The organism is Sphingobium baderi (assembly GCF_001456115.1).
GTDB lineage: Bacteria > Pseudomonadota > Alphaproteobacteria > Sphingomonadales > Sphingomonadaceae > Sphingobium > Sphingobium baderi_A.
The window spans coordinates 3,680,242-3,705,257 of record NZ_CP013264.1; the positions used below are offsets into that span (position 1 = coordinate 3,680,242).

A 25,016-nucleotide genomic window follows, 5' to 3' on the forward strand; every position below is an offset into this window, starting at 1 on the left:
GGGGGTATTATGAAAATCTCGCGTTCGTGGGCGTTAGGTCTTTCACTTCTGTTGGCAGCATGTGGCAAGCCTGATGCGTCAGGAATCTATGTCGCTGCCACTGACGGCAGAGTTACCTTGGTGCAGCTTGTCCAAGCCCAAGACGGGAAGCTGACTGGCAGATTGGAAGAATCGACCATTGGCGTTGATGGACAGTCACGACCAAGGAAGCGATGGTTGATGGCTCTGTATCAGGGAACGAACTGATGCTGCGGCCTGCAAGCGCGTGGTTTGGTGGGATACAGGCCAGCGGCACAGTCTCAGGAAGCAAGCTGACGCTCACCAACAAAAACGTCACCTTGACCGCTGATCGTTCCTCCTTGGAAAAATATCAGGAGGCTGTGGCAAAGCTGAAAGGCGATGCTGGCGAGCAGCAAAAGCGGATAGCGGTTACGAATGCGAACGCCGCCCAGCAAGAAGCGCAAGCCCGCGCTGAGAAGCAAATGGCTGACATGGCTACAGAGGTAAACAACCTCGCGGAGCGCCTGCGCCTTGCTGCAACCAAATTAGGCGAAGCGGTTTCGCGCAGCCCGAATTTCGGTAAGCAGGCTATGGCGAACACGGCCCGAATTTCCCAACTGGTTCAGCGCGCCAATGGGCAATCGGACCTTGCCCGCAACCAACTGGCGGTCGCCGCCAATCAGATCGAGGTAGACACGAACCAAATCGAAGTCGCCCGTTCACAATATGCCATAGGGCTGAACGGAATTGTAGAAGCCGCAAAGGACGCCGCAACTTCGGTAGGCAAGCTATGCGGCTCTAATCCCCCTGCTCAATTAGGTGCTGTATGCGGCGATGCAATGGCAGCGGTAAACACGTTCAAGGATGCGTTCATCAGGAGCACCAAGACATTCACGCCCTACAAGCAACAAGTGCAGGCTGAAATGGATAGGCAGAATAAGCTGTCCCAGCGGATTGAAGGCTAAACATGGGAATAAGGAGGACACAGGGCTTCCTCATAGAGCTTGCCGTTGTAGGCGCGCTCGCCGCAAGCGTATGGGTCGAGACGAATACCAGCATATCAGGCGGCTACGTCATAATCCCTGCGCTGGCGACCCTCGTGCCGCTCTATTTCTGGAATTACATGCGGCCTTGGGGCCGTCGAAGGAAATGGCGGCCACGAGTAGTGAGCCAGCAGCGGCAACCATATGATAGGCGGTCGCGGTCGAATGGCTGGCAGCAGCTAAAGGAAAGGCAGTTCCCTGAATGGGCAGTCTACGCTGTTGCCGCTGTCCTAATGGTTGGCACCTTCTGCGCTGTTTTCTTCTGGCCCAGCAGTGAGCCGAGCGAAGCGGCGTTGGTTGAAGCATCGACCTCACCCGCTCCCTCTCCGCTTGATGCCCCATCGCCCTATCGGCCAAGCAAGCAGACATTCGCCAATCTGCCGGATAGAGCGGAGGCATCAGCCGCATCTTCGGAAACGTATGAAGTCCCATCTGATCGCTTCCTGTGCAACGTCAGCAGCATCACGGATGGCGACACTCTGCGCTGCTCAGATGGAACGAGGATTAGGCTCCATGCGGTAGCTGCTCGCGAAAGCGACGAAACCTGCAAGCCCGGCCACCCCTGCCCATCGGCTTCCGCTGCATCAGCAACCGCTATGCTGTCCCAATTGGCATCTGGCCAGATGCTTCAATGCGAGCAGACGGGGACCAGCTATGGCCGAGTGACGGCGGTATGCTGGAACCAGCAACAAACTGAAATCAACTGCGCCATGGTCCAGAGCGGCACCACGCTCCTATGGCCCAAATTCAACGCTCAACGGACGATCTGTCAGTGATTGGACGTTAAGGCGCGGAAAGGTCCACCGAGGCGATTATGGAAATATGTGCGGCTGCCAATTGGCTCGCCATCCTTTTCAAACCGGCCAGAGGTCCATTTATCGGGTCGCTCCATGAACACTTCCCACACCATCAACCCAAAGCACTTGGCGGACTGCTCATAGCTGGACCGTGCGGCCTTGAAGTAGATGGGTTCAAACACCGTGCCGCTCCAATCGTGACCGGGCATCCATCCCGCTGTCTGAATTTCAGTGCCGTCGATCATCTGGTTGAGGTGAGCCTTAATGGCGTCAATTTCACTCGGCGACATTCGCGACATGTAATCGCGGTATTGAACGGTATATGGCACAGCATTGATGACCTGACCTGTCATCATATCGACAAGCATACTTCCCCCTACGTTCGGTGCAATCACGGTAGGCAGCAAATCACACTTTGGCCATCCTCATCATTGCGATAACCAGGACGTAGGACTGCCAATAGGGGGAATGCAGTGGCGCTATCTGATGTGACTAAGGAAGCCATCATCGAGCGGCTCAAAGAGTATCGATCCGACCCAACAGCCTTTCACGAGAAGTGGGGCGGATCGGACAAAAACGTGGATTATCACATCATTTGGGAAGGCGGATTCTACCCTTCAAAGACAATCATCAACGCTGCTCACTACGTAGTGATGGGTGATCCAAATATGGAGGAAATCCGTGGCTACAGCGGTGGTCTGGCAACAATGGTCCCCGTTCTGGAGCGGCATGGGTTCGACTATACCGAGGGCAAGGTAAATTGGGATCGCGAAGAGATGATCTTAGCCCTGGAACTCTACGCTCGTGACCCTCAGCCCGGTAAAGGCAGCAAGGCAGTCGCAGAGGTTTCTGGCCTCCTTCGCAAACGCGCCGAGCAGTTGGGTCGCGTTGTCCCTCCCCGCTTTCGCAACAGCGATGGCGTTTACCTCAAAATGATGAACTTCCGCCGCTATGATCCCTCACAGCAGGCCAAGGGCAATAAGGGCATGGAACGAGGAGCGAAATTAGAGCAGGCAGTATGGACTGAATGGTCGGGTAAACTCGTCAGCCTGCGTGAAGCTGCCAAAGCGATTCGCTTGAGCATCGAGAATGACATCGAGGTTGGAGAAGCGTTTTCCGACGACATGGATTCTGACCTCGCCGCAGAAGGCGGATTTGAATATCGCAAGCACCGTCGCTACGAGCGCAATCCACAAAACGTGAGGCGTAAAAAAGCCTCCGTAAAAAACGCTGGCCTGACTTTAGCTTGCGAGGCCTGCAAGTTCGATTTCGAGCAGACGTATGGTCCGCGAGGTGCCGATTATATCGAAGTTCATCATAAAAAGCCGATCCACACGGTGAAGCCAGGTAGCGTCCCCAAGATGTCTGATCTGGCGCTGCTTTGCTCTAACTGTCATCGAATGGCGCATCGATGGGGCAAACTCATGTCCGTTGAGGAGATTGCCGCGCTCTGCAAATAGACGGGCTTAAAGCAGGTAGGCATCCTTCAAACCCCTGCTTTTCTGCGGCTTCCTTAAAATACAACCGTCACCACTTGCGAGGATGTCGTGCATGGCGATGAGATCCGTCTGTTCGACTTCATGATCGATCGTTTCGATCTGGTCCAACTGCCGGTGCTGCCCCTGCCCGGCAAGGGCGGATGGCTAGGCCGCGCCGTCACCAATCATTATTGCGACGAATTTGCGGAGAGCCATTCCAAATTCCTGACCATACGGGAAGCATTGGGCGCCGCCATTCCGTCTGCCGGGGTCGCTTGCGCCTTCGAAAGGCGGATGCTGGGTCGGCTGGCCCACGACAGGCACGAGGGCCCCTTCGATCCTGCGTCCCTGACCGAAGATTATGAAGCCGGTCTCCGCATCGGCGAAATGGGCGGTCGAGGCATATTCGTGCGTATGCGCGATGGGAAAGGCGACCTGGTCGCCACTCGCGAATATTTCCCAGACACGCTGGATGCCGCCATCAGGCAGAAGGCGCGCTGGATCATCGGCATATCCCTTGCGGGATGGGATCGACTGGGGTGGCATGGCGGCGTATCCGAATGGTGGATGCGTATCCGCGATCGGCGGGCCGCGTTTGCCGCGCTCGTACTATTCGCGGCATACCTGTCCTTTTTGCTGTGGGGCATGTTGCTGCTCGTCGAATTTTTTTCTGCCTATACACTGCCGCCCTATCCTGAAGCGATCCGGACGTTATTGCTTTTGAACGCGGGCATCATGATCTGGCGCGCGTTGCTGCGCGCATTATTTGCGGGGCATAGCTATGGCTGGCACCATGGGATCGCCTCAATCCCGCGCATATTCGTCGCCAATCTGATTGCCATCATGGCGGCCCGCCGCGCCATTTTCCTTTATGTCGGCTCGCTGCTTGGCAGACCGCTGGCATGGGACAAGACCGAGCACCGTTTCCCCGAATTACGGGCGCAGGAATGACTGTCACAACCAGCGGGCGTCCCCTTCGCTTTTTCGCGTTGTTGATCCTGGGATGGGTTGCATTTCGCGCTGCCGTCATATGGATGGATGAACCAAACTCCCTGGCGCGCCCTCTGATGCGCCTTGCTCCCATGCCCGTTCCGTCATTCGCGATGGAGACTCCCACGGTCTCCACGCCAGGACCAGGAGCCAGGAAGGGAAAAGAACATGACGCCTTTCGCCCTGAAAGGCAGGCCCGGCATCATCACCCGCATCAGATCAGCAGAGACATCCCCCTCCATCTTGCCGGGTTCAGCCCCCCTTCCGATGAGGCCGCGCCATCCGGGAACTATGGCTCGCCCGTCCTGGTGATCCCCGCGCCGGAACCTCATTCCTCCCCCTACCGCCCCTCCACCGACCGTTGGCGGGCGAGCGCATGGTTGTTCTGGAGAGATGGCGGCAATGTCCCGCATGCGCTTTCTCCTGGTCGGTTGGGCGCTTCCCAGGCGGGGATACGGATCGACTTCCTTCTCGCGCCATCCATGGAAAGACGAGCCACTGCATATGGACGGATAAGCGGCGCGCTCGACCACCCGATTGCAACGGAGGCGGCGCTGGGCATTTCCTTGCAGCCTGTGCCCGGCATTCCGGTGAGCATTGGGATAGAGCGTCGCATAGCGTTGGGCGAAGGAGGAAGAAACGCCAATGCCGCCCTGATCGTGGGTGGCTTTGGCCCGACCGTCCTGTTCGATGGCGTCGAGGCCGAAGGTTACACCCAAATGGGCATGGTAGGATTACGTGGCCGCGACCTATTCGCCGACGGTAAGCTGTCGCTCCTTTCAAGAATCGGCAAATCCTCTTTCCGCATCGGCGGCAGCCTGTCGGGCGGAGCGCAGCCCGATCTGGAGCGTTTGGACATAGGCCCCGAATTGCAATGGCGTCTTCCTCTCCCCGATGCCAATGCCCGCATTGTCATCGAATGGCGTGAACGCATCGCGGGGCGGGCGCGCCCTCCATCCGGGCTGGCCATGACGCTTGCCACCGATTTTTAACCGATCGGGCATTGCACGACTTTATATCCGGATGCTTTGGCACTAACCCAGAGAGACATGGATCTTTACCTGCCCATCGCCAATCTGTCGGTGAACGCCCTCGTCATCATCGGGCTGGGCGGGGTCGTCGGCCTGCTGTCCGGAATGTTCGGCGTAGGCGGCGGGTTTCTGACGACGCCGCTGCTCATCTTCTATGGCATTCCTCCCACGGTCGCGGCCGCGTCGGCCGCATCGCAGGTGACAGGCGCCAGCGTTTCGGGCGTTGTCACGCATATGGAGCGCGGCACCGTCGATTTTCGCATGGGCGGCGTATTGATTGCCGGCGGCGTGATCGGCGCGGGGATCGGCGTCCTGTTGTTCAGGTTGCTCCAGTCCCTCGGGCAAATCGATACGGTTATCGCCATTCTTTACGTGCTGATGCTGGGCGGCATCGGGACGCTGATGGCCAAGGAATCGATCCAAGCCCTGATTGCGTTCAAGTCCGGCAAGCGCCTCCCGGCGCGCAAACGCCGTCATCACCCCCTCGTCGCGGCATTGCCGATGCGCTGGCGCTTCTATCGCTCGGGGCTTTATATTTCCCCGCTCGCGCCGCTGCTTCTGGGCATGGCGACGGGCATTCTTACCATGCTGCTAGGCGTGGGCGGCGGGTTCATCCTCGTGCCCGCAATGCTGTATCTGTTGGGCATGAACACACAGTCGGTGGTGGGCACTTCCCTTTTCCAAATCCTCTTCGTCACCATGGCGACCACGATGATGCATGCCATGACGACAAAGGCGGTGGATCTGGTTCTCGCCCTGCTGCTCCTTATCGGCAGCGTGACGGGCGCGCAGGTGGGAACGCGCCTTTCGATGACAATCCGCCCGGAATATCTTCGCATCCTGCTGGCTGCAATCGTTCTGCTCGTCGCGGCGCGCATGGCGTTGGGCCTGGGGTGGCGGCCAGACGAAATCTATACGATCGAGGTCCGATGAAGCGCGCCTTCATCCCTTCCCTGCTCGCTCCCGCTCTCATCCTGTTGCTGGGCGCCGCCGATGAGCCTGAGTTGGTGCCCGACGTGTCGCAACGCACCGTCGAAATCCAATATAGCTTCACCGGCGCGAATCTGCTGCTGTTCGGCGCGATCGTCTATCCCGACGGGCGACGACCCAAAAAGCCGGCCGACATCGTCGTGATCCTCAAAGGCCCTGACCAATCCATCATAATGCGCGAGAAGGAGAAGGTCGCGGGCATCTGGGTCAATGCAGACCGCGCGCGCTTCCGCTCCGCGCCCAGCTTCTATGCTATGGCATCGTCCCGGCCGATCAGGCAAATCGTCGATGACAGGACCGCCGCCATTTACGAATTGGGCGTCGACAAGTTGCAGTTGTCGCCATCATCGCTAAACGACAGCGCCGCACTTGCACGGTTTCAGACGGGCCTGGTGGATCTGCGCCGACGTGTAGGTCTTTATGTCGAGAAGCCCGGCACCATCGAAATCACCGACGGCGTGCTGTATCGGGCGCGTCTGCCATTGTCGGCAAGGGTCACGGTGGGAGACTATACGGCGGAAACTTTCCTGGTGCAGGACGGCCGCGTCGTGGCGGCGGCGGTAAGGGACATTACTGTCCGCAAATCGGGCTTTGAGCAGTTCATGGCCATGGCGGCGGAACACTGGTCTTTCTTCTATGGGTTGACCGCGATCCTGCTCGCCGTTGGCATGGGGTGGACCGCCGGAGCCATTGCGCGGCGGCTGTGAGGGACGGGGTGTCGGGACAGGCGCTTTTCTGCAAAAGGCTGGGCATTATCGGAGCGGGACGCGCCGGTCAGGCCTTCGCCTTGGGGCTGGCGCCCTTTTCCCAAGGAACGCCACTGCTCTACAATCGGTCCGAGGCCCGACGGCGGGAGGTGCTCGACCGTTTACCCGATATCGCGCCTGCGGAGCATCTGAAAGAGGTCGCGGAAAAATGCGACACCATCGTTCTGGCTGTTTCCGATGATGCGATAGCGGTCGTGGTGGAAAGCCTGTCGCGCGAAACCATGAAGCATCGCCCATTCCTCTTTCACCTGAGCGGGAGAAGTGGGGCCGCCGCGCTGGAAATGTTGCGCGAAGCGGGCGCGCTGACTGCCGCCATCCACCCGGTGATGACCTTCACCGGCGATCCGGCCCATGAAGTGAAGCGCATGGTGGGCGCACCCTTTGGCGTGACGGGGAGTTCCGCCGAGACTACCGAACGCGCCATGGCGGTGGTGGGATGGCTGCGGGGCAAGGGATTCATTATCGCAGAAGAAAAACGGTCGCTCTATCATGGCGCGCTGAGCCATGCGGCAAACCATCTGGTGACACTGATGGCCGGAGCGGCCCGCGCCCTGGAAGAAGCCGGGGTGGACGATCCGGGCAAAGTGCTGGGACCGCTGGTCCGCGCCGCCATGGAGAATAGTCTGACCAGCGGGTTCGCAGCCTTGTCCGGGCCTTTGCTCCGCGGGGACCGGGGAACCATCGGCGATCATCTGGCCGCCTTTGACCGATATTGCCCGGATGTGTTGCCGGACTATCAGGCCATGGCGCTGGCAACGCTGCGGGAGATGGAGCGGCATGGCATGGGACAGGCCGATGCCATGCCGGATCTCCGGCAATTGCTGGAAAGCTGACGGAGCTTATTTACCGTCCAGCATTTCAATCATGATGGAGAAGTCGCGGGTCGCCTTCCCCTGGTTTGCGAGCATCTGATAGAGCGCTTCGGCGGCATTGCCCATGGGAACGCTGGCGTTGACGGAGGCGGCCGCTTCGATCGCCAGCTTCAGGTCCTTGAGCATCAGGCCGACCGCGAAACCGCCCTGATAATCATTGTCCGACGGGCTTTGCGGGCCAACGCCGGGAACGGGGCAATAGCTGGTCATGGACCAGCTCTGGCCGGACGAGACGCTGGAGATGTCGTAAAAGGTCTGCGGATCGAGGCCCAGCTTCTGCGCCATGGCGAAGCTTTCGCAGGTCGCAACCATCGTCGCGCCGAGCAGCATGTTGTTGCAGATCTTCGCCCCCTGCCCATTGCCCGCACCACCTGCATGGATGACGGCCTTGCCCATGGCGGAGAGAATCGGCTTTGCCTTGGCGAAGGCCGCATCGGCGCCGCCGACCATGAAGGTGAGCGTGCCGCCATTGGCGGCCGCGATGCCGCCGGAGACGGGAGCATCGACCATTTCGAAGCCTTTTGCCGTCGCGGCTTCGATGACGCGGCGAGCGGTGGCAACGTCGATAGTGGAGCAGTCGAGGAACAACGCCCCCGCCTTGGCCGCGCCGAAGATTTCGCCATTATAGACGCTTTCGACATGCTTGCCCGCAGGAAGCATGGTGACGACGGCATCCGCACCGGTGACGGCTTCGGCCGCATTGGCGGCGCGGACGGCGCCAGCCGCTTCGGCGCGGGCCAGTGCGTCTTCGGACAAGTCGAAGGCGCGGACGGCATAGCCGTTCTTCAGCAGATTGGCGGCCATGCCGCCGCCCATGTTGCCGAGGCCGATGAAGGCGATGGTGAGGCTCATGTCAGGCTCCTTCCAACTCTTGACGTCTATATCTCGCGGAATGCGAATTCATCCATGGCATTGACCCTGTCGGAAACGGGCAGATGGTGCTGGGAGTCCGGGCCGCCATTTCCGCAGGACAGCTTTCCTTTACCCCTGAAGTTCGGGCAAGGGCGTCCATTGCTTTTCCGGCGGCAAGGGCGCGAAGATCGCCTCGATTATCGCATCCGTTACGCCTTCAGGCGTCGCCGGATTCCATTTGGGCGCATTGTCCTTGTCGAAGATCACCGCGCGCACCCCTTCGACCAGATCGGGACGGCGGATCACATGACAGGCAATGCCATATTCCATCCGCATATTGTCGGCAAAGTCGGTCTTGGCCGCGCCTTCGGCCAGCTGGCGCAACGCCACCTTGATCGTTTGCGGGGATTTGCTGTCCAGAACGGTCCGCTGCTTCGCCGCCCATTCGCCGCCATCCGCTTCCAGCGCGGCAAGGATTTCCTCCAGCCGGCCAGATGCGAACAGCCGGTCAATGTCGGGACGCATCGCCTCCAGCTTGGAAGGCGGCGGCGTTTCGGCATTATCGTCCAATATGGCAAGGAGCTGCTGCGGATCGCCAAGGATGGCATCCTTGACCGTATCCAGCTTGTCCGAGGTCATATAATGCGTGGCAAGTCCAACGGCGCGGCAATCGGCCCCGTCGATCCGCGCGCCGGTGGCCGCGAGCCATGCGCCTGTCCTGCCCGGCAAACGCGGCAGGAACCAGCCACCACCCACATCGGGAAAGAGGCCGATGCCCGTTTCCGGCATGGCAAAAATAGTCCGTTCCGTCACGACGCGATGCCGCGCGGGGAGAGAAAGGCCGACGCCGCCGCCCATGACGATCCCGTCAATGAAGGCAACGATCGGCTTTTCATAGACGAACAACAGATGGTTCATCCGATATTCGACGAAGAAGAAATGCTCGGCCTCAACGCAATCGCCCTTCGCGCTGTTGGCGATGAGGGCAATGTCGCCGCCCGCGCAAAAGCCGCGCCCTTCGGCATGATCGATCATCACCGCGACGACCGTGTCATCCTTGCTCCAGGCCAGCAAGGCATCGTTGATGGCTCCGCACATTTCCGGCGTCAGGGCGTGGAGCGCCTTGGGCCGGTTGAGCCGGATGCGGCCGACGCCATTTTCGATGAAGGTCAGAACTTGGTCAGTCATCTTCTCTCCTTGGCGCGGCACATGCCGGAGCGGAGTTGTAATGGGGTTGGCTGCGCGTTTTCTTCGTTCCAGCTTCGAACCGGACAGCGAACCGCCCAGCCCCTGAGCGCCCTTCCCCAAAAGTTAGCGATTACTGCCGCAACATATCGCGGGCAACGATCATCCGCATGACCTGATTGGTGCCTTCCAGGATCGAATGCACGCGCAGATCGCGCCAGAAACGCTCGATCGGATAGTCCATCAGATAGCCGTAGCCGCCATGCAGCTGCAGCGCGCGATCAACCACGGACGAACCTGTATCGGTGGCAAGACGCTTGGCCATGGCGGCAAAACGGGTCTTGTCAGGCGCATTCTCCGTTACCTTGACCGCTGCGGCATACAGCAGGGTGCGGGCAGCCTGAAGCTCCGTTTCCATGTCCGCCAGCGTGAACTGGGTATTCTGGAAATCGGCGATGGACTGGCCAAATTGTTTGCGGTCTTTTGTGTAGCTAACCGCTTCGTCGATGCAGCGTTGTGCGCCCCCGAGCGAACAGGCGCCGATATTGAGGCGCCCCCCGTCAAGACCCATCATGGCGATGCGGAAGCCTTCCCCTTCGCCCCCGACCAGATTTTCGACCGGCACGCGAACCGCGTCAAAATTGACCTGCGCGGTAGGTTGAGAATGCCAGCCCAGCTTGCGTTCCTGCGCGCCGAAGCTGACGCCTTCCATATCCTTTTCGATGACGAGGCAGCTGATGCCCTTGGCGCCGTCATCGCCGGTGCGGACCATGGTGACATAAAGTTCGTTCTCTCCACCGCCGGAGATGAACTGCTTGGAGCCGGTGACGACATAATGGTCGCCATCGCGAACCGCCCGGGCCTTGAGGGCCGCAGCGTCCGAACCGGACCCTGCCTCGGTCAGGCAGTAACTGCCCATCCGTTCCATCGGCACCATGGAAGGCAGATATTTATCCTTGACCGCCTGACTACCGAAGCGGTCGATCATCCAGGCGGCCATATTATGAATGGACATGAAGGCGCTGGTCGACGGACAACCATAGGCCATCGCCTCCATGATGATGGCCGATTCAAGACGGCCAAGGCCGATGCCCCCCGACGCTTCGGAAACATAGATGCCGCCAAAGCCCAGTTCCGCCGCCGCCCGGATCGTGTCGCGGGGGAAAATATGCTTTTCGTCCCACTCCGCCGCATGGGGCGTAATCGCGTCGGCGGTGAACCGGCGCGCGAGATCCTGGATCTCGCGCTGGTCGTCGGTGAGATCGAACTGAGTCACGATACCCCTGCCCTCAACCCATGGTCGGGATGACGAAGGCGCTATCGCCGCTTTCGCCGCCGTCGGGCCAGCGCTGAGTGACGGTCTTCACCTTGGTCCAGAACTTGACGCCTTCCATGCCATGCTGGTTAGTATCGCCAAAGGCAGACCGCTTCCAGCCACCGAAGGTGTGATAGGCGACCGGCACCGGGATCGGCACGTTGATGCCGACCATGCCGACTTCGACCCGTGCGGCAAATTCGCGTGCGGCATGGCCGTTACGGGTGAAGAGAGCGACGCCGTTGCCATATTGGTGCTTGCTGGGAAGCGCGAGCGCCTCTTCGAAATTGTCGGCGCGGACCATCTGGAGCACGGGGCCGAAAATTTCTTCCTTATATGCCTGCATGTCGGGCGTCACATGGTCGAACAGCGTCGGGCCGACGAAGAAGCCCTTCTCATGCCCCTGCAGCGTGAAGCCGCGGCCGTCGACGACCAGTTCCGCGCCTTCATCGACGCCAGTCTGAATCCACTGCTCGATCTTCGCCTTATGCTGGGCTGAAACGACGGGGCCGTAATGCGCTTCCGCATCGGTGGAGACGCCGACGCGCAGCGCCGCGATCGCAGGAATCAGTTTCTCGCGCAGGGCAATAGCGGTCTTTTCGCCCACCGGCACGACGACCGGCAACGCCATGCAGCGTTCACCCGCCGAACCGAAAGCCGCGCCGCACAGATCGTTGACCACCTGGTCAAGATCGGCATCCGGCATGACGACGCCATGATTCTTCGCGCCGCCCATCGCCTGAACGCGCTTGCCCGCCGCAACGCCGCGATTGTAAACATAATGGGCGATGTCGGACGAACCGACGAAGCTGACCGCACCGATGCCGGGATGATCGAGGATCGCGTCGACCATTTCCTTGTCGCCATGGACGACCTGGAAAATGCCTTCAGGCAGGCCCGCTTCAAGGAAGAGTTCACCCAGACGCACCGGAACGGACGGATCACGCTCCGAGGGCTTGAGGATGAAGGCGTTGCCGGTCGCGATGGCAACGGCGGACATCCAGAGCGGAATCATCGCCGGAAAATTGAACGGCGTGATGCCCACACCGATGCCGATCGGTTGACGGGTGGAAAATACGTCGATGCCGGTGCCAGCGCCCTGCGTGAATTCACCCTTCAGCACATGAGGGATGCCGCAGGCAAATTCAACCACTTCAAGGCCGCGCTGAATGTCGCCCTTGGCATCAGCGATCACCTTGCCATGTTCGGAACTAAGCAGATGGGCGAGTTCGTCCATATGCTGTTCCACCAGATCCTTGAAACGGAACATGACGCGGGCGCGACGCTGCGGATTAACGGCCGCCCATGCGGGCTGCGCCTTTTGCGCGGCTTCCACGACGCGATCCAGCAAAGCGGCGTCGCCGAGCGTGACGCGGGCCTGAACGCCGCCATTATTGGGATCGAAGACATCGCCATAGCGCGCGGACGCGGTATCGTGGGCGAAAGCGAGCTTGTGAGAAATCTCACGCATGGACGGTCCTTTCCGTAAGGTTGACGCGGCTCTAGCAATAGCGTGTAATTGCATGCAACGACGAAGTTTCGCATGTCTATACTGCAAAAACGCAGTTGGGGGAAATGATGTTCGATTGGGACGATCTGCGCGTCTTTCTGGCCGTAGCGCGGGCGCGCAAGATCGCTCCGGCGGCGCGGATGCTTGGAATCGATGCAACCACCATCATGCGGCGCCTCGCCCGACTGGAACGGGCGCTGGGGGCGGACCTGTTCGAGTTGGCATCGGGCGAGCGGACGCTGACCGTCAGAGGACAGGCTCTGCTGCACCATGCCGAAGCCGTCGAAAGCGCAGCCATGTCGGCGGTGGAGGATGTGGCCGGGCTGGAACAGCAGCTTGCCGGGCAAGTGCGGCTGTCGGTGGCGGAGGGCTTTGGAACATGGGTGCTGGCGCCGGGGCTGGCGGAGTTCAGCCGACGGCATCCGGGCATAAGGCTGGACCTCATTACCGCTTCGGGTTTCCTCAATCCTTCAAAGCGCGAGGCGGATATGGCGCTGATGCTGGCACGGCCGCAGCGAGGGCGGCTGTCGGTCAAGCGGCTCGGAGAATATCGCCTGCATCTTTATGCGTCGGTCGATTATCTGGCGCGGGCAGGACGACCGGATCGCCCTGCCCAGCTCCGCGATCATATGCTGGTCGGCTATGTGCCGGAATTCATCTTTTCTCCCGAACTCGATTATCTGGACGAGGTGGAGGCCGGGCTGGAAGCGCATCTGCGCGCGACGAGCATCAATATGCAATATCGCATGGTCCGCGATGGAAGCGGCATCGGCGTACTGCCCGACTTCATTGCGCGCAGCGACCCGCAACTGATCGAATTGATGGCCGACAGGGTGGAGATCATCCGCCATTTCTGGCTGGTGACGCATGAGGATCTGCGGAAAGTCGCTCGTATCGCTACGGTCGGCGCCTGGTTGCAGGAGCGGGTCATGATGGCGTCGCGTTGACCCGCTCTCTACATGGGAGCAGCCAGCGCGAGATGCCGCGCCAACTCAGACATCCCAATTGAAAGGCGTCGGCCTCACTTCGTCATGAAGGGCGCAATGGGCGGCGGATCAATATCGCCAGCTGCAACGAAGCCGGGATTGAAGAAGCCGTCCTTGCCATAGGCCATGGGCGCCCCATCGGGCGCAAGCAGCTTGCCCCCCGCAGCGCGCAAAACGGCATCGCCCGCGCCGATGTCCCATTCGCAGGTCGGAGCGAGACGGGGATAGAGGTCCGCTTCCCCCGTCGCGACCATGCAGATTTTCAGCGAGGAGCCGAAAGACACCCGCTCGGCCACGTCAAACTGATCGAGATAGGCATCGGTTTCCGGCGTGTTGTGGGATTTTGAGGCGACCACCGACAATCCCGTGTCGGGCAGGTCACGCACGCGGATCGGGGTGCGCTCACCGATCATGCCTTCGCGGGAGACGGGCGCGCTCCATGCTTCTCCGCTGTGCACGTCGCCCACGAAAATCCGGCCCTTTGCCGGAGCATGGACGATGCCGAATACAGGTTTGCGCCCTTCGATCAGCGCGATATTGACGGTGAAGTCCCCGCGCCGCTGGATAAATTCCTTCGTCCCGTCGAGCGGATCAACAAGGAAGAACGTGCCGTCGGTTTGCGGAATGCGGCCTGCCGCCGCTTCCTCTTCCGCGATCACCGGAATATGCCCCGCCAATCGCCCCAGCGCTTCCAGGATAATTTTTTCCCCCGCGGCATCGGCCTGCGTCACGGGGCTGTTGTCCGACTTGGTCTCGACCGAAAAGCCCGCATCGTAGATTGCCATGATCGCCTTGCCCGCCTCGATCGCGGCGGTGATCAGTTCTTCGGCAATCGTCGTGATATTCATCGGCTGATCGATTTGAGACATATGGATAATTTCCCGTCCTTCATTGCGGGCTTCGGATGGCCCCTGTTTTCTGCTTATAGCGCAATCCGCGTCAACGCCAATCCGGATTGGTTCAAGCCTCCGACCAACGGCGAAGCAGATTGTGATAAACGCCGGTCAGGCGGATCACCTGCGCGTGCCCATGACCCAGATCGGCGGCCAGCGCCTGAATGCTGCTGTCGAGATCGAACAGCATCTGCCGCGCGGCGTCGTCGCGGACCATGGATTGCAGCCAGAAGAAGCTCGCGACGCGACGCCCGCGCGTGACCGGTTCCACCCGATGCAACGAAGAAGAGGGATAGAGCACAGCATCGCCCGCGGCCAGTTTCACCTGCTGAACCCCGAAATGGGTTTCAATGGTGAGTTCACCACCGTCATAGGCGTCAGGCTCTTCCAGAAAGATGGTGATAGAAAGGTCGGACCGGACGCGAAAACCCGTTCCAGCCTGAATACGGACGGCGTTGTCGACATGCGTGCCGAATGCCTGCCCGCCTGCATAGCTATTGAAAAGCGGCGGGAATATCTTGAGCGGCAGGGCCGCCGCAATGAACAGGGGCGATTGACCGAGGGCGTCCAGCACCATCTGCCCAGCCTGCCTGGCTTCCGGCGCATCTTCCGGCAATTGCAGGTTGCGCTTGGCGAGCGCCGACTGATGGCCCGACGTAACGTTGCCGTCCACCCACTGCGCCTGATCGATCAATGCCCGGACAGCGCAGACGGCCTGCATATCGAGCAACTGGGGAACGGCAATCAACATGACCTGAAACTCGAACCGGGACTGACAAGGGGTAGAAAGGTCGGGCGAAAGACTAACGCTTTATCAGGCAGCGTCGATTCGCAGGACGAACGGGATTTCCACCACGCCCTTGACCCGCGCTGGCTGTCCATTGCGGATGATGGGCTTCCAGCGCCAGCCGCGAACGGCATCGCGCGCGGCGTCATCCAGCCGCTTGGAGCCGCTGCTTTGTGCAATAACGATGCTTTCGACGCTGCCGTCCACGCCCAGCGTCAGAGACAGCACCACCGTCCCCTGCTCACGCTTGCGACGGCTTTCGATGGGATAACGCGGCGGTTTGCCTGCCACCATCTGGGCGCCCAAATCCCCACCCTGCACGATGCTCGGCGGCGCTGGCGGTGCGGCAGATGCCGACGGTCCCGGCGGGGACATGACCGGCATGGGCGACAGAACGGGCACGGGATCGGGCGTTGTCGCCACCAACTGAACCGGCGGCACGGGCATCTGGACCAACGGTGGAGGTGCAACGATTTCCGGCTTCGAGGGCGGCGGTGGGGGCGTATCGGCGGCGGGCGGCGGCGGTGGGGGCGTCAGGTTGACCACCGTCAGCTTTGCTTCGCGCGCTTCAATGACATGCTGCCGCACCTGGATCAGCGCATAGATGAGCATGGCATGGATCAGGACAATAGCAAGAATGACGGGCAGGTTGGGCCTGCGCCCTTCACCGAAGCGACCTGTGGCCTCGACGGGGTTTGACGACAAGACCCGGCTGGGGCTACGGGATTCAAGGAGGTACTGAGACGTCGGAACGTCCAACACGTCGTCGATCCTTTCTTCCGCTACCGAGAGCATGATCGCCCCTTCTTCCGATCAGTAAGCCAGCAAAGGCCCATATCCTGAACCCTAATGCGAATCAATTGCATAATTGTCCCGCATGGTCCTGCTCCGGTTCAAAGGATTGGGCGGGCAGCGGCCCGAGGAGGATGGATTCGCCGCTGCCCGCCCCTTTCCCCGGCCGGGACAAGCCGGGGATTTATTCCGGGTCAGAACTTGTAATTCAGACTGAACACCGCCGAACAGGTCGGCGCTGGCTGCGCCCAACTGTTGCCGATATTATTCCGAACCGTGGTCACATATTTCTTGTTGGTGAAGTTCTGGACATTGACTTGCGCCATCAGGTTTTCCGTGATGGGGTAGGATGCCATGAACCGGTGGATCGTATAGCTGGGCACACGATAAGGCACATAATTGTCGGCCGCGAGTTGCGCGAGCGTGGGCTGGTTCAGCAGGAACTTACCCTGATAAGTCAGCCCATAGCCTAGTTCCAGCCCAAAGGGCAGGCGATAGGTGGAGAACAGGCTACCTGAATGCTTGGGCGTATTGGCCAATTGGGAACCAGCGGTCGGATCCACAAAATCGGCACTGTTACCGCAACCCGCCGCACCCGGATTGGCAAGGCAATAGTTGGACACGCCCTGCTGTATCTTCGATTTCAGATACATGTAATTCGCCGAAATCGTCCAGTTGGGCGTGATATTGCCCGATGCGCCAAGGGAAATACCCTCCACCCGCTGCTTGCCATCAAGCGTCTGGTCCGGCAGCGTCGGATCGTTCGAGTTCACCTTGATCGAATTACGGTCGTTGCGGAACAGCGCAGCAGTCAGCAGCAATTGCCCGTCGAACAAATCCGCCTTCACGCCAATTTCATAATTCTCGGTCGTTTCCGGTTTCAGGCGACAATTAGCGGCCGAGCAGGCGCCATCGACAGATGCCTTCGAAGGCAGCTTTGAATTGCCATAAGCGACATAGATGCTGGTGTTGGGCGTCGGCTTCACCACCGCACCGATACGATAGGAGAAGAGATTGTCTTCCACCTCGAAATAGGTCGGATTGGTTTCGGCCGGATCAGTGGGAACCACCGGCAATCCAATGTCGGGGCCGCTGGTCTGGTAACTGAAGTTCCGGTTCCAGCCCTTCACCTTTTCATAGCGCACGCCGCCATTGATCTCGAACCATTCCGTAAACTTCATGGCATCGAACAGATAGGCCGCATAGCTTGTCTGCTGGCCGATATTTCGGCCGCCCATGATGAAATTGGTCGGACCGACATAGCTGTTGCTGCCATAAAGACGGGCGAGGCCACCAATCGCCGCCGGGCCGGCAATAACCGACGATGGATCGCCGATATTCACGAGCGGATAGTAAAGGCCCAGGCTGGCGCCTGCATTGTAAAGCGGATTGGGCACCCCCGAACTTGCGCCTCGCGCCACCACAAAGGGTGCTGCATAGGGGTCATAGCCGTCCGCGGTACGTCCGATACTGCCCTGACGTTGCTGATATTTTTCCCACATCGCCGATGCGCCGATGACGAGGGAATGACCAATGCCGCCAGTTTCAAATTCAGCGCTCAGGTCGAACTGCGTATAGGCCGTTTCATTGCTGATGAAGCGCTGGTTGCCGCGGCCGCCAGTAGGCAGATAATAGCCTACTGGTATGGTGAGCGCTTCCCCTGCCTCGCTCGTGTAGATGGTCGTCGTGCATGCACCGTTGGTATCCGGGTTGAAACCGCCGCCGGCGCCATCATCCAAGCAGAAGACACCCTGCGGTTGGCTGGTTACGGTGTTCTGGCGGACATTTTCATAACGGGTGAGATTGCGAAGCTTCACGCTATCACTAAACGCGTGGCTGAAGATCGCCTGGAGCGAATCCGTCTTGCTGTCCTGCCGGTCCAGATTGGCGAAGCCATAATAGGCGGAGCGGTCGAAGTCCCTGAGAATACCGCCGAGCGCCGGGAAATAACGCATGCCATATTGCGGCATCGCCTTATCATCCAGATGCTCATATTGCAGCGTCAAGCTGGTAGGCCCGTCAATGCCGATAGTGACGGCAGGCGCTATGCCCCAGCGCTTATAATCTTCCACATCGCGGCCCGGAACATCATTTTCATGATAGACGGCATTGATGCGGACGGCGACCAGATCGTTCAGGCGCTTGTTCGCGTCAATGGTTGCGCGATAATAATTGTCGGTGCCGATGCCCGCATTCATCACGATCTGATCGTCGGCCAGCGGCCGCTTCGTGACGAGGTTGATCGTGCCCGCAACCGACCCGCCGCCATTCATGACGGAATTCGCACCATTGGTGACCTCGATCTGCTCGATATTATAGACTTCGTTACGGTTGAGAAACGCACCCGACCGCACGCCGTCGATAGTCACATCGTTCTTCGCGTCCTGCCCGCGCAGGATGATGCGGTCGCCATAGCCGAAACCACCCTCGCCCGCGCCAAAAGTGATGCCCGGAACGGTCGAAAGCACATCGCGCAGGGTCAGCAGATTCTGCTGCTGGATGGTCGCCTTGCTGATCACCGTGATGGTCTGGGGCGTATCGAGCAGCGGACGCACATATTTCGGAGAGTCCGCTTTCTCGACCTTCACTTCGGATTCATCGATCGCGGTGTCGGTGACGGTGACGCCCCCCAGCTTGGGCGCCGAGGCACTATCCTGCGCGTGGACGGTGGACGCCAGCGCAATAGCGCCGACACAGCCCATCGCCAGAAAAGACGGAACATTTGCGGATTTGGACATGGATCAGGAAGCCCCCTTTGTTGTCGGGAGACCTGCTATTGCGACTTGTTCTCAGAGTCAACATTATTGCGAATAATTCTTATTATTGCGCTCGATATGTTACATCGAAAAGCCAGCACCGGATCGCGCTGGCAAGATTGGGCGGCTGCGCTGCCGCCAGGCGCTCCACATCGATCCGGGCGATAAGGGCGTTGATCGGAATCCCTTCGCGCGCCGCTTCCTCACGAAGGGCCTTCCAGAATATCGGTTCAAGGCTGATGGCCGTCTGATGGCCAGCAATAGTCACGCTCCGCTTTGCAGGCGGGGCAAAAAGAGAGGCTCCGGCGGACCGGGCCGACGAAGCCTCATCCCGTTCCATCAATACATGTGCTGACCGCCGTTGATCGACAATGTGCTGCCAGTGATGAAGGCCGCCTCCTCACCGCACAGAAATGCCACGCCGCGGGCGATTTCAGAGGCATGGCCAAGGCGGCCCACCGGTATCTTCGCGACGATCTTTTCCAGCACGGCCGCAGGAACGGCGGCGACCATGTCGGTATCGACATAGCCGGGCGCGATCGCGTTGACGGTGATGCCGAATTTCGCGCCCTCCTGCGCCAGTGCCTTGGTAAAGCCATGGATGCCGGATTTGGCGGCGGCGTAATTCACCTGACCATATTGACCCGCCTGCCCGTTGACCGAACCGATATTGACGAAGCGCCCCCAGCCCCGCTCCCGCATGCCGCCGAACGTCGCCTTGGCCATGTTGAAGCAACCGCCCAGATTGATGCGCATCACATCATTCCAGTCATCAAAGCTCATCCGCGCGAGCACGCCATCGCGGGTTATGCCTGCATTATTGACCACGATATCGATGGGGCCAAGTTGTTCCGCCACTTGCGCGCATCCGTCGAGGCAGGCTTGATGGTCGCCGACATCCCATTTGAAAGTCGCGATGCCGGTCTTTTCGGTAAAGGCGCGCGCCTTTTCCTCATTGCCCGCATAATTAGCAGCGACGGTGTAGCCGAGAGCCTTGAGAGCCAGGCTGATCGCCTCGCCAATACCGCGTGTTCCGCCAGTGACGACAGCAACCTTGCTCATAAGCCCTCCTATAATTTTTCAGTCTGAAACCTCATTCAACTCACCCAGCCGGCCAATTCTCGACCGATCAGATTCTTATAGAGTTTGATAGCCTCTGGAGAGGCGTTCAAACAAGGCAAATGCGCGAATTTTTGCCCGCCAGCAGCCAGAAAATCATCTCGTCCCCGGATGCCGATTTCTTCGAGGGTTTCAAGGCAGTCGGCAGAAAAGCCAGGCGTAAGAACGGCAACCGTTCGGACACCCTTTGGCGGTAGGCTTTTGAGCGTCTCATCGGTCGCCGGCCCAAGCCATTTCGCTCGTCCGAAACGGGATTGGAACGTCACCCGGACGTCCCGTCCCAAAGCCTGCGTCAGGAGTCGCGCCGTTTCCAGCGACTGCTCATGATAAGGATCGCCCAGCGTCTTTGTACGTTCCGGCATTCCGTGGAAACTGGCGATCAGGAGATCGGGCTCGAAATCCAGCGCGTCGAGTTGCCTTTGGACCGACATCTTCAACGCTTCTATATAGGCCGGATCGTCGAAATAGGGCGGCAAGGTGCGGATCGCGGGTTGAGCGCGCATCTTTGCCAGCGCCGCCGACACGCAATCTACCGCCGTGGCGGTCGTTGCCCCGCAATATTGCGGGTAAAGAGGCGCTACCACAATGCGGTCGCAGCCTGCCTCATCAAGCGCCGCCAGCCGGCTCGCAATCGATGGATTGCCATAGCGCATGGCCCAGTCGATCATCACTTCGGAGCCGAAGCGTCCTTGCAGGGCGATGGCCACGTCGCGGGTATTGACGGCGAGCGGGGAGCCCTCCTTCGTCCAGACCTGGGCATAGGCATGGGCCGACTTGCGCGGACGGGTGAGCAGAATCGGCCCGCGCAGGATCGGTTGCCAGAGCCATTGCGGGATTTCCACAACGCGCGGGTCGGATAGAAATTCGGCCAGATAGCGCCGGACGGCCCCAGCATCCGGCGCATCGGGCGTGCCGAGATTGATGAGAAGAACACCGATGCGAGGCATATTCAGTCCTGAGAAAGAAGCGGCAGGCTGCGGAACCTTTGGCCGGTGACGGTGAAGAGGGCGTTGGCGATGGCCGGGGCCACCAGTGATGCGGCGATTTCCGTCGCACTGGCGGGCTGCGCGGTGCTGCGGATCAATTCAACCGTGACTTCACCAATATCGTCCAACCGAGGAAGGTTCATGCGGCCCAATATGGCGCGCCTGGGCATTCCCTTATCATAGGGGACCGACGCCCCCATCGCGTAGGCAAGACCATAGATCAGGCCGCTTTCCACCTGCTGCCGGGCGATGTCGGGATTGATCTGATCGCCGCAGTCGATCGCCGCCACCATTCGACTAACCGTGAGCTTGCCGCCGGTGATCGCGGCCTCCACCAGCACCGCGCCGAACGCATTGCCGGCCTGATGCGCGGCGATCCCCTGCCCGCTGCCCGCGATGCCGCCCTGCCATCCGCCCATGGCGGCGGCGGTCGAAAGGCAATGGGCCAGACGCGGATTGCCGCCCAGCATCTGGATGCGGAAAGACATCGCCTCCATCTGTGCCAGATGGGCGAGTTCATCCATGAAGCTTTCGGTGAAGAACGTACTGTGCAAATGAGCGTTGCCGCGCACGAAACCAAGAGGCAGATATACATCTGACGGATAGTGGTCGATGGCCCAGTTGGAGACGGCATAGGGTATCTCCATACCCGCGATCGCGAGTCTTGTCGCCTTGTCCGCGCTCTGGGCCGCCGCTTCGTGGGGCAAGGCGCCGTTTGCGATCCGTGCCCAGGTCTGGCTCATCGCGCAGGGGGCGGCGACTTTCGCCAGCCAGCCCTCTATCACGCCGCTGCGGCCGAGCTTCGCTGCCATGCGGGCATGGGCGGGCGGGCTTGGGCGGTCGTGAATGACATCCTCCAGCCGCGACCAGAGCAATTGGACAGGACGCCCCATGTCCCGCGCGATCAGCGCGGCCTGCACCGCTGCCTCGAAATCCATCTTGCGCCCGAAGGAGCCACCCGCGTGCACGGGGTAAAGCGTCACGGAAGCCCGGTCGATCCCGAGCGCGTCGGCGATGGCCGTGCGGGCGAGACCTGGGGCCTGCGTGGCGGTCCACACCTCAGCCCCGGCGTCGGTGACGCGCGCGGTGGCGCACATCGGTTCAAGCGCCAGATGCAGCCCGGCGTCCACGCGATATTCGCTGGCCAGGATCGTCGCGCCCTCAAACACCGGCAACAGGTCGCCCTGCGTATAAAGACGGCGGCCATGGGAACCGGAAAACGCATCCTCCAGCGCGGCGTCGATGCGTTCGTCGCTGACGGGCGGACCGTCCAGCATGAATACGGGATCGGCCAGATCGAGCGCCTTGTTCGCCGCCCACCAGTTGGTTCCAACCGCGGCGACCCAGCGTTCCGACCGAACCAGCTTCAGGAAGCCGGTGACGCTCCTGGCTGCGCCCTCATTCACGCTTTCCAGCCGCGCATCGCCGATCGGCCCTTGGCGGATCGACGCGAATACCATGTCGGGCAGGCGGATGTCGGCAGCGAAATTATGGCTGCCGTCGAGCTTGGAAGGCGTGTCGAGCCGGGGCAAATCCTGTCCCGCCAACCGCCCCTCCATCCCCTGCCGCAGGGGCAGGATCTCGGGAAGGTCGAACGCCGCCGCCTCCTCGACCACATCTCCAAAACGCAGCGTCCTTTGGCCGCCGTCGGAAATCAGACCTTCCTGAATGTCGCAGCTTTCCCACGGCACGTTCCAGCGCTTCGCCGCCGCCTTGCACAGCAGGATGCGCGCCGCGGCCCCGGCATCGCGATAGGCATCGTGGAACATCGGCACGGAGGTTCCGCCACCCGTCAGCATCAGCGCCTTGCGCGTCGCATATTGATCGAGCGCCCAGTCGCCCGCCTCGCCGCCGACGCGGGTCCAGTCGCTCGCCAGCCACTCACGCGCCAGAAGGGTGTTCGCATAAAGGGGGCTTTCCGGCGCGCTTTGCACCGCGATGGTGCGCCAGTCGGCGCCCAGTTCGTCCGCGAGAATCTGGGGCAGCAAGGTCGTTATCCCCTGCCCCATTTCCAGTTGCGGCACGATGACGATCACCTGCCCCGCCCGGTCGATCTTGAGGAAGGCGTTGAAGACGAACTCCCCCGGCGCGGCGTTGAGATTGGGCTTGTAGCTGCGCGGCCAGACGGCCCATGCAAGCAGCAGCCCCGCGCCGGCGCCTCCCCCGACAAGCAGGGCGCGGCGGTCGATTCCCTGCCTGCCCTTGCCCTTCTGCCTTAGCGGTGCTCGCCCCATATCCTGACTGATAGAGAGCGGCAAAGGCGCTGCATAGCCTTATTCGGCGCGGATGGGCGCAAGGCCGAGGCGCGGGATTTCGATTGCGGGGCAACGGTCCATCACGACCTTGAGGCCAGCGGCTTCCGCGCGTGCGGCCGCTTGCGGGTTGATGACGCCGAGCTGCATCCAGACCGATTTCGCCCCGGCGGCGATGGCGTCGTCCACCGCTTCGCCCGCCGCCTCGCTGCGGCGGAAGATGTCGACCATGTCGATGGACACGCCAATGTCGGACAGCCGGTCCCAGACGAACTCGCCATGCACATGCTCTCCCGCGATCTGGGGATTGACCGGCAGGACGCGATAGCCATGGTCCTGAAGCGCCTTCATGACGCCATAGCTGGGGCGGTCGGGACGATCGGAAATGCCGATCAGCGCAATGGTGCGGGTTTCGTCCAGCAGATCGGCGATATCCTGCGGCTCGGTCAATGGCATGGCGGGCTCCTTGGTTCAGCTTCCCAGATGGGAGAGACGCGGCGTAAAGCAAGACGTTCCCATTTATGGGCGCTTTGGGAGAGGCCGGGATCACGCGATCCGCTGTCCTGCGGCCACGCCCTATCCTTATCGCGCGATATGTTCCGCAACCTTTTCCGCGATGGCGCGAAACGCCTGCCCATGCACATCGTCGCCCGCCGCGGGAGGATCGCCCGCGTCCGAGCGGCGGCGGATGTCGATGGCAAGCGGGATGCGGCCCAGGAAGGGCATGCCCATCTCTTTCGCCGCCGCTTCCGCGCCGCCCGCGCCGAAGGGATCGGAAACCTCGCCGCAATGGGGACAGGCATAGCCCGCCATATTCTCGACCAGGCCGATCAGCGGCACATGCGCCTGCTCGAACAGGTTGACGGCGCGGGTGGCGTCGATCAGCGCCAGATCCTGCGGCGTGGAAACGATCACCACGCCGGCGGGCTTGTGCTTCTGGATCATCGAAAGCTGGATGTCGCCGGTGCCGGGCGGCATGTCGACGATCAGCGTTTCCACGTCGCCCCATTCGGCATCAATGAGCTGACCCAGCGCATTGCTGACCATCGGCCCGCGCCACGCCAGCGCGCGGCCCGGCTCCACCAGATGCGCCATGGACAGCATCGGCACGCCCACCGGGCTTTGCACGGGGATCAGATGCTTGTCGCGCGCCTGCGGCTTTTGATCCTCGCTCGCCATCAGGCGGGCCTGCGACGGGCCATAGATGTCGGCATCGACAAGGCCCACGCGATGGCCCAGCCGTTTGAGGGCCACGGCCAGATTGGCCGACAGCGTGGATTTGCCGACGCCCCCTTTTCCCGACGCGACCGCGATGATCCGCAATTCCTTGCGTTCCGCGGTCATGGCGATGCGGACATCGCTCACGCCCGGAACGGTCAGCGCGCCTTCGCGAATGGCGGCGGCGATGGCGTCGCGCTGATCGGCGGTCAGGCCGCCTACTTCCAGCGCGAGGGTCATGACGCCGTCCTTGACGCGCGGCGTGCTGGCGCGGCCGCCGGTGATGGTCTTGAGGCGTGCGGCGAAGCTGTCGAGATCGGTCATGGCTGCCCTCTAAAGCCTTTCGGCATGGTGGGGAAAGAGGCTTTGCCCGGCTGGCGCATTTTCCGCTTCGCGC

22 protein-coding genes and 1 pseudogene are annotated in these 25,016 nt (G+C 60.9%); 8 read left to right on the forward strand and 15 right to left on the reverse strand.

Translation table 11 applies throughout. The annotated features are described in order from the left end of the window. Positions 1 to 212: 212 nt before the first annotated feature. Positions 213 to 965, forward strand: a complete 753-nt coding sequence (locus tag ATN00_RS18030) for a hypothetical protein (RefSeq protein ID WP_062067264.1) — start codon at positions 213 to 215, stop codon at positions 963 to 965. An 847-nt stretch (positions 966 to 1,812) separates the two neighbouring features. On the opposite strand, the gene ATN00_RS18040 is transcribed toward ATN00_RS18030, so the two are convergent. Continuing rightward, the gene (locus ATN00_RS18040) at positions 1,813 to 2,208 is read right to left on the reverse strand and encodes a hypothetical protein (protein WP_062067271.1); all 396 of its coding nucleotides are present in this window, start codon (positions 2,206 to 2,208) and stop codon (positions 1,813 to 1,815) included. A 105-nt stretch (positions 2,209 to 2,313) separates the two neighbouring features. Here ATN00_RS18040 and ATN00_RS18045 point away from each other — a divergent pair, with 105 nt between their 5' ends. The 6 genes and pseudogenes from ATN00_RS18045 (at position 2,314) to ATN00_RS18070 (ending at position 7,929) form a co-directional block, all read left to right on the forward strand. Then, positions 2,314 to 3,300, forward strand: a complete 987-nt coding sequence (locus tag ATN00_RS18045) for an HNH endonuclease (protein WP_062067274.1) — start codon at positions 2,314 to 2,316, stop codon at positions 3,298 to 3,300. A 78-nt stretch (positions 3,301 to 3,378) separates the two neighbouring features. Continuing rightward, positions 3,379 to 4,269: pseudogene (locus tag ATN00_RS18050) on the forward strand (glycosyl transferase family protein); the annotation flags it as partial. Positions 4,270 to 4,790: 521 nt separating this feature from the next. Next, the gene (locus ATN00_RS24040) at positions 4,791 to 5,300 is read left to right on the forward strand and encodes a hypothetical protein (protein WP_231746331.1); all 510 of its coding nucleotides are present in this window, start codon (positions 4,791 to 4,793) and stop codon (positions 5,298 to 5,300) included. A 57-nt stretch (positions 5,301 to 5,357) separates the two neighbouring features. After that, a complete protein-coding gene (locus ATN00_RS18060; protein ID WP_062067276.1) occupies positions 5,358 to 6,272 on the forward strand; it encodes a sulfite exporter TauE/SafE family protein in 915 nt (304 codons plus the stop codon). Next, the gene (locus ATN00_RS18065) at positions 6,269 to 7,036 is read left to right on the forward strand and encodes a TIGR02186 family protein (protein WP_062067279.1); all 768 of its coding nucleotides are present in this window, start codon (positions 6,269 to 6,271) and stop codon (positions 7,034 to 7,036) included. The genes ATN00_RS18060 and ATN00_RS18065 overlap by 4 nt, the downstream gene beginning before the upstream one ends. Beyond that, on the forward strand, positions 7,033 to 7,929 hold the full coding sequence (locus tag ATN00_RS18070) for a Rossmann-like and DUF2520 domain-containing protein (RefSeq protein WP_062067282.1): 897 nt from the start codon (positions 7,033 to 7,035) through the stop codon (positions 7,927 to 7,929). The genes ATN00_RS18065 and ATN00_RS18070 overlap by 4 nt, the downstream gene beginning before the upstream one ends. A 6-nt stretch (positions 7,930 to 7,935) precedes the next feature. Here the strand turns inward: ATN00_RS18070 and mmsB are convergent, their stop codons facing one another. From mmsB to ATN00_RS18090, 4 genes are all read right to left on the reverse strand, one after another. After that, positions 7,936 to 8,820, reverse strand: coding sequence for a 3-hydroxyisobutyrate dehydrogenase (gene mmsB, locus ATN00_RS18075; RefSeq protein ID WP_062067285.1), 885 nt, complete (start codon positions 8,818 to 8,820; stop codon positions 7,936 to 7,938). A gap of 129 nt (positions 8,821 to 8,949) precedes the next feature. Continuing rightward, positions 8,950 to 10,008, reverse strand: coding sequence for an enoyl-CoA hydratase/isomerase family protein (locus ATN00_RS18080; RefSeq protein ID WP_062067289.1), 1,059 nt, complete (start codon positions 10,006 to 10,008; stop codon positions 8,950 to 8,952). A gap of 130 nt (positions 10,009 to 10,138) precedes the next feature. Continuing rightward, positions 10,139 to 11,284, reverse strand: coding sequence for an acyl-CoA dehydrogenase family protein (locus ATN00_RS18085; RefSeq protein ID WP_156415305.1), 1,146 nt, complete (start codon positions 11,282 to 11,284; stop codon positions 10,139 to 10,141). 10 nt (positions 11,285 to 11,294) lie between these two features. Continuing rightward, on the reverse strand, positions 11,295 to 12,791 hold the full coding sequence (locus ATN00_RS18090) for a CoA-acylating methylmalonate-semialdehyde dehydrogenase (RefSeq protein ID WP_062067294.1): 1,497 nt from the start codon (positions 12,789 to 12,791) through the stop codon (positions 11,295 to 11,297). A gap of 107 nt (positions 12,792 to 12,898) precedes the next feature. Between ATN00_RS18090 and ATN00_RS18095 the strand changes: the two genes are divergently transcribed. Continuing rightward, positions 12,899 to 13,777 (forward strand): LysR family transcriptional regulator, encoded by an 879-nt coding sequence (locus ATN00_RS18095; RefSeq protein ID WP_062068984.1) that lies wholly within the window; start codon positions 12,899 to 12,901, stop codon positions 13,775 to 13,777. A gap of 74 nt (positions 13,778 to 13,851) precedes the next feature. Here ATN00_RS18095 and cysQ read toward each other — a convergent pair whose 3' ends face one another. From cysQ to ATN00_RS18145, 10 genes are all read right to left on the reverse strand, one after another. After that, positions 13,852 to 14,685, reverse strand: coding sequence for a 3'(2'),5'-bisphosphate nucleotidase CysQ (cysQ, locus tag ATN00_RS18100; RefSeq protein ID WP_231746332.1), 834 nt, complete (start codon positions 14,683 to 14,685; stop codon positions 13,852 to 13,854). 91 nt (positions 14,686 to 14,776) lie between these two features. Continuing rightward, complete coding sequence (locus tag ATN00_RS18105; protein WP_062067297.1) at positions 14,777 to 15,460, reverse strand: Fe2+-dependent dioxygenase; 684 nt, start codon at positions 15,458 to 15,460, stop codon at positions 14,777 to 14,779. A 63-nt stretch (positions 15,461 to 15,523) separates the two neighbouring features. Beyond that, positions 15,524 to 16,291, reverse strand: coding sequence for an energy transducer TonB (locus ATN00_RS18110; RefSeq protein WP_062067299.1), 768 nt, complete (start codon positions 16,289 to 16,291; stop codon positions 15,524 to 15,526). Positions 16,292 to 16,482: 191 nt separating this feature from the next. Beyond that, positions 16,483 to 19,026 carry a TonB-dependent receptor gene (locus tag ATN00_RS18115; protein WP_062067302.1) on the reverse strand — a complete coding sequence of 848 codons (2,544 nt, stop codon included), beginning with the start codon at positions 19,024 to 19,026 and terminating at the stop codon, positions 16,483 to 16,485. Between the two features lie 82 nt (positions 19,027 to 19,108). Next, complete coding sequence (locus ATN00_RS18120; RefSeq protein WP_062067305.1) at positions 19,109 to 19,384, reverse strand: ribbon-helix-helix domain-containing protein; 276 nt, start codon at positions 19,382 to 19,384, stop codon at positions 19,109 to 19,111. After that, positions 19,384 to 20,106, reverse strand: coding sequence for an acetoacetyl-CoA reductase (phbB, locus tag ATN00_RS18125; protein ID WP_062067308.1), 723 nt, complete (start codon positions 20,104 to 20,106; stop codon positions 19,384 to 19,386). Before phbB ends, ATN00_RS18120 begins: the two co-directional genes overlap by 1 nt. Before the next feature lie 35 nt (positions 20,107 to 20,141). Next, positions 20,142 to 21,110 carry a ferrochelatase gene (hemH, locus tag ATN00_RS18130; protein ID WP_062067311.1) on the reverse strand — a complete coding sequence of 323 codons (969 nt, stop codon included), beginning with the start codon at positions 21,108 to 21,110 and terminating at the stop codon, positions 20,142 to 20,144. A 2-nt stretch (positions 21,111 to 21,112) separates the two neighbouring features. Beyond that, positions 21,113 to 23,383, reverse strand: coding sequence for a xanthine dehydrogenase family protein molybdopterin-binding subunit (locus ATN00_RS18135; protein ID WP_062067314.1), 2,271 nt, complete (start codon positions 23,381 to 23,383; stop codon positions 21,113 to 21,115). Between the two features lie 39 nt (positions 23,384 to 23,422). Continuing rightward, complete coding sequence (locus tag ATN00_RS18140; protein ID WP_062067317.1) at positions 23,423 to 23,857, reverse strand: CoA-binding protein; 435 nt, start codon at positions 23,855 to 23,857, stop codon at positions 23,423 to 23,425. Between the two features lie 126 nt (positions 23,858 to 23,983). Then, positions 23,984 to 24,943 carry an Mrp/NBP35 family ATP-binding protein gene (locus ATN00_RS18145; protein WP_062067320.1) on the reverse strand — a complete coding sequence of 320 codons (960 nt, stop codon included), beginning with the start codon at positions 24,941 to 24,943 and terminating at the stop codon, positions 23,984 to 23,986. Positions 24,944 to 25,016: the final 73 nt, after the last annotated feature.

Bases quoted from the DNA above. Each gene is read 5' to 3' on its own strand.
- ATN00_RS18030 (WP_062067264.1), top strand. From the start codon at position 213: ATGGTTGATGGCTCTGTATCAGGGAACGAACTGATGCTGCGGCCTGCA.
- ATN00_RS18040 (WP_062067271.1), bottom strand. From the start codon at position 2,208: ATGCTTGTCGATATGATGACAGGTCAGGTCATCAATGCTGTGCCATAT.
- ATN00_RS24040 (WP_231746331.1), top strand. From the start codon at position 4,791: ATGGAAAGACGAGCCACTGCATATGGACGGATAAGCGGCGCGCTCGAC.
- ATN00_RS18060 (WP_062067276.1), top strand. From the start codon at position 5,358: ATGGATCTTTACCTGCCCATCGCCAATCTGTCGGTGAACGCCCTCGTC.
- ATN00_RS18065 (WP_062067279.1), top strand. From the start codon at position 6,269: ATGAAGCGCGCCTTCATCCCTTCCCTGCTCGCTCCCGCTCTCATCCTG.
- mmsB (WP_062067285.1), bottom strand. From the start codon at position 8,820: ATGAGCCTCACCATCGCCTTCATCGGCCTCGGCAACATGGGCGGCGGC.
- ATN00_RS18080 (WP_062067289.1), bottom strand. From the start codon at position 10,008: ATGACTGACCAAGTTCTGACCTTCATCGAAAATGGCGTCGGCCGCATC.
- ATN00_RS18090 (WP_062067294.1), bottom strand. From the start codon at position 12,791: ATGCGTGAGATTTCTCACAAGCTCGCTTTCGCCCACGATACCGCGTCC.
- ATN00_RS18095 (WP_062068984.1), top strand. From the start codon at position 12,899: ATGTTCGATTGGGACGATCTGCGCGTCTTTCTGGCCGTAGCGCGGGCG.
- cysQ (WP_231746332.1), bottom strand. From the start codon at position 14,685: ATGTCTCAAATCGATCAGCCGATGAATATCACGACGATTGCCGAAGAA.
- ATN00_RS18105 (WP_062067297.1), bottom strand. From the start codon at position 15,460: ATGTTGATTGCCGTTCCCCAGTTGCTCGATATGCAGGCCGTCTGCGCT.
- ATN00_RS18110 (WP_062067299.1), bottom strand. From the start codon at position 16,291: ATGCTCTCGGTAGCGGAAGAAAGGATCGACGACGTGTTGGACGTTCCG.
- ATN00_RS18115 (WP_062067302.1), bottom strand. From the start codon at position 19,026: ATGTCCAAATCCGCAAATGTTCCGTCTTTTCTGGCGATGGGCTGTGTC.
- ATN00_RS18120 (WP_062067305.1), bottom strand. From the start codon at position 19,384: ATGGAACGGGATGAGGCTTCGTCGGCCCGGTCCGCCGGAGCCTCTCTT.
- phbB (WP_062067308.1), bottom strand. From the start codon at position 20,106: ATGAGCAAGGTTGCTGTCGTCACTGGCGGAACACGCGGTATTGGCGAG.
- hemH (WP_062067311.1), bottom strand. From the start codon at position 21,110: ATGCCTCGCATCGGTGTTCTTCTCATCAATCTCGGCACGCCCGATGCG.
- ATN00_RS18135 (WP_062067314.1), bottom strand. From the start codon at position 23,383: ATGGGGCGAGCACCGCTAAGGCAGAAGGGCAAGGGCAGGCAGGGAATC.
- ATN00_RS18140 (WP_062067317.1), bottom strand. From the start codon at position 23,857: ATGCCATTGACCGAGCCGCAGGATATCGCCGATCTGCTGGACGAAACC.
- ATN00_RS18145 (WP_062067320.1), bottom strand. From the start codon at position 24,943: ATGACCGATCTCGACAGCTTCGCCGCACGCCTCAAGACCATCACCGGC.